Source organism: Opitutales bacterium, assembly GCA_013215165.1.
Taxonomy (GTDB): Bacteria; Verrucomicrobiota; Verrucomicrobiia; order Opitutales; family JABSRG01; genus JABSRG01.
Genome location: JABSRG010000119.1, coordinates 1 through 3,979, shown reverse-complemented (window position 1 = coordinate 3,979; position 3,979 = coordinate 1). Strand labels below are relative to the sequence as shown.

The following is a 3,979-nucleotide window of genomic DNA, read 5'->3' as shown; positions in this document are numbered from 1 at the left end:
CGGCACGGATCTGCGTCAGGCTAGACTGGACCATGCCGGTAGCAGGCCAGTCGCGGGCGTAATCGTCTTGGCGGTATTGGTTGCGTTGGCCGTCCCAATTTGTGGTGACTCCGAAGCCGATAAAGCCACGTCCCCAGAGGTCTACGTCTGCATCGGCGAAGGTATAGTTGGTCTCGTACCTGAAGCTGCCGGGCGATGAGCCTGAGTCTTTTTTTACGGCGTAGGGGATCATGCCGTTGTAGGCGATGCGCTGGACGGGGTAGAGCGAGAAATCGGCGGGGACGATGTGTGCATCAGCCGGTTCGCTATTCCAAAACTCTATGTCCTTAACCGTGACAATTGTTTCGAGCGACAGCCCGGGTTTCCAATCGATGACTGTCTCAGCGCCGAGGCCGTTGGTGACTTTGGTCAATAGGTCGGGGACGTCTGCGTTGTTATAGAATGCTTTGGGATAGGCATAGCCGCCACTGTCTTGAAGAATGAGGAAGTCGGTTGTGGGCTCTTCGTCTATGGCATAGGGGAAAAATACGGTATCGTTGTTCCAGGCGATGCCGGTATTTTTCGTGGAGCCAAGCTGTTTGACAGGGTTGCTGTCGGCGCCGTCGAAGTAGAAGACTCTGAGCTCAATAGCGGCGTTGGCCTGGCCCTTCACTCTGCGTTGAGCAAAGAGGAGGTCTGTGATGCCGTCGGCGTTATAGTCGCCGGGAAAGGTTTGCATATCGAACATCTCGAGGCCGTGTGTAGAGGAGTTCCACTCGTCGCGGTAGACGAAGGTGTTGTTTCCTTTGTTGAGGTAGAGGCGGTTCAAGACGCTCGTGTTGCTGAGGTCTTTTTGTGCTACAAGGTCGAGGTGGCCGTCGCCGTTCATATCGACGGGGACGTAGGCGGTCTTGTTACTTTGGAAACTTTGGCCGCTGAGGGTTTGGGTGTAGTAGTTTCCGGATGTTTTGAGGAATGTGTTACCGACGAGGCCTCTGGATTTGTAGACCCTCATTTTATCTCCCCAGATAATGGCCATGTCGTCCATGCCGTCGCCGTTAAAGTCGGCAAACATGGATGTCTTGTTGGACTCAGAGGGGAGGTTGGAATCGACTAGGCTGAAGTTTACAGAATTGAAGGCGTAGTGCGATGAGGAGCTAGGATCTGCGTGGGTCTCGACGAGATAATGGGGCCAGATATCGAACTCAGCATTACTTCTCCAGAGGCCAACGGTGAACTCGGAGCGTCCATCTCCGTTGAAGTCGGTAGCTTGGAAGAAGTCATGCAGGTCGGCGGGGTCGATTGTGACACTGGGTGCAGATAGGTGAGAGATCGGTGGTTTGAAGCCGCTGCCATTTGAGAGGTAGATCTGGATGGTGCGACTGTAATTGAAGCGGTCGGGTTTGCTTACGATGTACTGTATCTGCCCCTCGAGGTTTTCGAAAGCGTAGTCGGTATAGCCGTCACCATTGAAATCGGCGACCTGGAAGCGATCGACGTCGGCGAAGTCGGTTGAGATGTTGTTGACACTACTCTGGGTAAATTGGCCGTTGAGGTAGTACCAGACCTCGAAGCGGATGGTGCTGTCATTCACCTTGTATGCTTTGCCGATGTCCATCCGGCCATCGCCATTGAAGTCTCCTGGGTAATAGCGGGAGTTGTTTTGGGAGCCAAGGTGGTTGGAGGCGTTGGAGGTGGCAACGTAGATACCGTTTTTGAAGCTGTTGGTTCCACCCGGGCTGTAGTCAAAGTAGGTGGCCGGGAGATCTTTGTAATGGCTCGTTCCTCCTTCGCCGTAGGCTCTAAGGTAAACAGAATCGAGCAGCACTTTTTGGGATGCCGAGCTGGTGACGTAGGACAGTTCGTAGCGGCGGATGAGTTGCCCACTTTCCTTAATATCGATGAAGCTGACGCGTTTGTTCTTCTGGATTTTTATGCCGTTGATGTAGCCTTCAATGTTGTCGCGTGTTTTGCTCGTGATGTTTTCATACCCAAACACCACCGATGCGCCATTCCAGTTGTCGCCGTTTTTTGAATACTCGATACTTTGAAGTACTTGGAACCCTCCCGCTAAGGTATAATTAAAGGTCATTTGATTGCCATGGCGGTCTTCGACTTTGGATAGAGCCCAGGATACGACTTTGGATTGTCCTGAGGGGATGTAGCGCGAACCGGTAGATTGTTCCGGCGGATCACCATAGGTCATGATGAGGCCGTCCTTGGTTTTGGCGATGAAATATGAGTCCGTCGATGGCTCGTTATAATATTGAGTAATACGAGCGAATTGATCAATTTCTGTGGCGTAGACTGTGTTATCGCTGAAGTAGACACCCGTTCCTACACCGGAGACCACCCTAAGCCGCTGCCCGTCTAGGGACAGCTTGTCGGTGTTATCAAATTTGATCCCGTAGTTTTTAAACGAAGCAGCAGTGGCTGAATAATTGGCGTCTTCCAGCGCTGCGGTCGTTCCTACGCGGCTAATCGTGGAGAGGCCTCCAAGCGACCAACCATGGCCGAACAAACCATTGGTGCCCTGGGAGTTATAGATGAGGCTCAAGTCGGGTTGAACGCCTCCCGTTCCGGGCACGACGTCGATCGGGATGGCGTAAGTGGCCATCGCTTGGCTGTTCACCGAGACCTCCCCGGGCAAGGTACCCACAGGGTCGTAGGGATTGCCCAGTTCGGTTCCGGCGGCGATTTCCTGGGCGTTGGTTTGGCCATCGCCGTCCCAGTCTACTTTGGGGTCAAAGTCTGAGGCTTCTTCGGGATCTAAGCCATAGATTTCTTCTAAAATGTCTGGCATGCCGTCGCCATCAAAGTCGGGGGCACGCGACAAATCGTTTGCGAAATCTGGGCTCAATGACCCGGTGGTGTAAGCCTGGAAGAGGCTGCCGGCATGGGCGTGGAAGCCGGGCTTGAGCCGAACCCGATTCTGCGCGTGCATGATAGAGTCGCCCCCGTTCATGGTAGAATCACCCCCGTTCATGATATCGAGATCACCCACATTCTCCGTGGTGCCTGCATTCGTTAATGACGGCGGGAAATCTATGATGGCTCCGTTCTCAACAACAGTGCCGTTATCTACCTGATAGACTTCAACATAGTTTCCAAATAGGAGGTAGGGAAACAGGAAGGGGATGATTAAAAATGAGAAGCGGAAACGGTCGTGTTTAGGTTCCGTATGCATGGCGCGTAAAACTAAGTTATTTGAAAATTTGCTAGATAGGTTGGGGAGGGCTATTCGGTTGTCTGCTGTGCGTTGTGCTGACGGATCAGGGTCATTTTATCTGCGATGGTCTGCTGCTTCTCCGAGTATGCTTCCGTGCCCGGTTCGACATCTTCGCGCGCCCGGAGCCCTTGATGCCCACGGCGCTTTTTGAGGAAGGGTGCAATGCGGTTGGATATCGGCACTCGGAACTCTCGCCCACGGATACCAAATTCGTAGCGGTTCTCGTCGTAGTTGACTTCAAAGTAATCTAGAGCCGGGATTCCCTTAGCGACGCGTTCTGGCGTGATGACGAGTCTGCGCTCGCGTTTGAAGTCAACGATCACATAGCCGTCTTTCTCAGGAAAGCGACTCGACAAGGGGTAGACTTCTAAGCGGAAGCCGCGGTAGCGAAACCGCTTTTGAAAGGGGGTCTGTTCCTTGCGTGGAATCGGGTTGTATTGCTCCTTAGCATTGCGCCACTCCGCATTAGGCCGCTTCCACTCATAGGTGGCTTCAGGGGTCGCCGTCTCTTCTTGGGCAAAGGCAGATGAGAGGGATAGGGCGAAGAGAAGAATCAGGTAGCGAGAGCGAGAGTAAGAGTGTGGTTTCATGGTAGTTTTTTGGAAAGGGTGGAGGCGGTGGGGATGAATGATGGGTTCAAATCGGGTCCGCGAATGGAAGCTAATGTACGCGAATGTTTTTTGTGTGAGTTTTCGAGAGTTGCTGGGCGTGTTTGTGGGCTGGGTGGGAATCATTTTGCCGCGGAAAGCGCGGAATGGACGCGGAATTTTG

At 53.1% G+C, this 3,979-nt stretch carries 2 protein-coding genes; both read right to left on the bottom strand.

What is annotated here, in order from left to right; genetic code table 11:
* On the bottom strand, positions 1 to 3,166 hold a 3,166-nt coding region (locus HRU10_15085), incomplete at its 3' end, for a VCBS repeat-containing protein (protein NRA28557.1).
* Positions 3,167 to 3,216: 50 nt separating this feature from the next.
* On the bottom strand, positions 3,217 to 3,798 hold the full coding sequence (locus HRU10_15080) for a hypothetical protein (GenBank protein NRA28556.1): 582 nt from the start codon (positions 3,796 to 3,798) through the stop codon (positions 3,217 to 3,219).
* Positions 3,799 to 3,979: the final 181 nt, after the last annotated feature.

Excerpts from the sequence above, each read along its gene's own strand:
- HRU10_15080 (NRA28556.1), bottom strand. The coding sequence starts at position 3,798 with ATGAAACCACACTCTTACTCTCGCTCTCGCTACCTGATTCTTCTCTTC.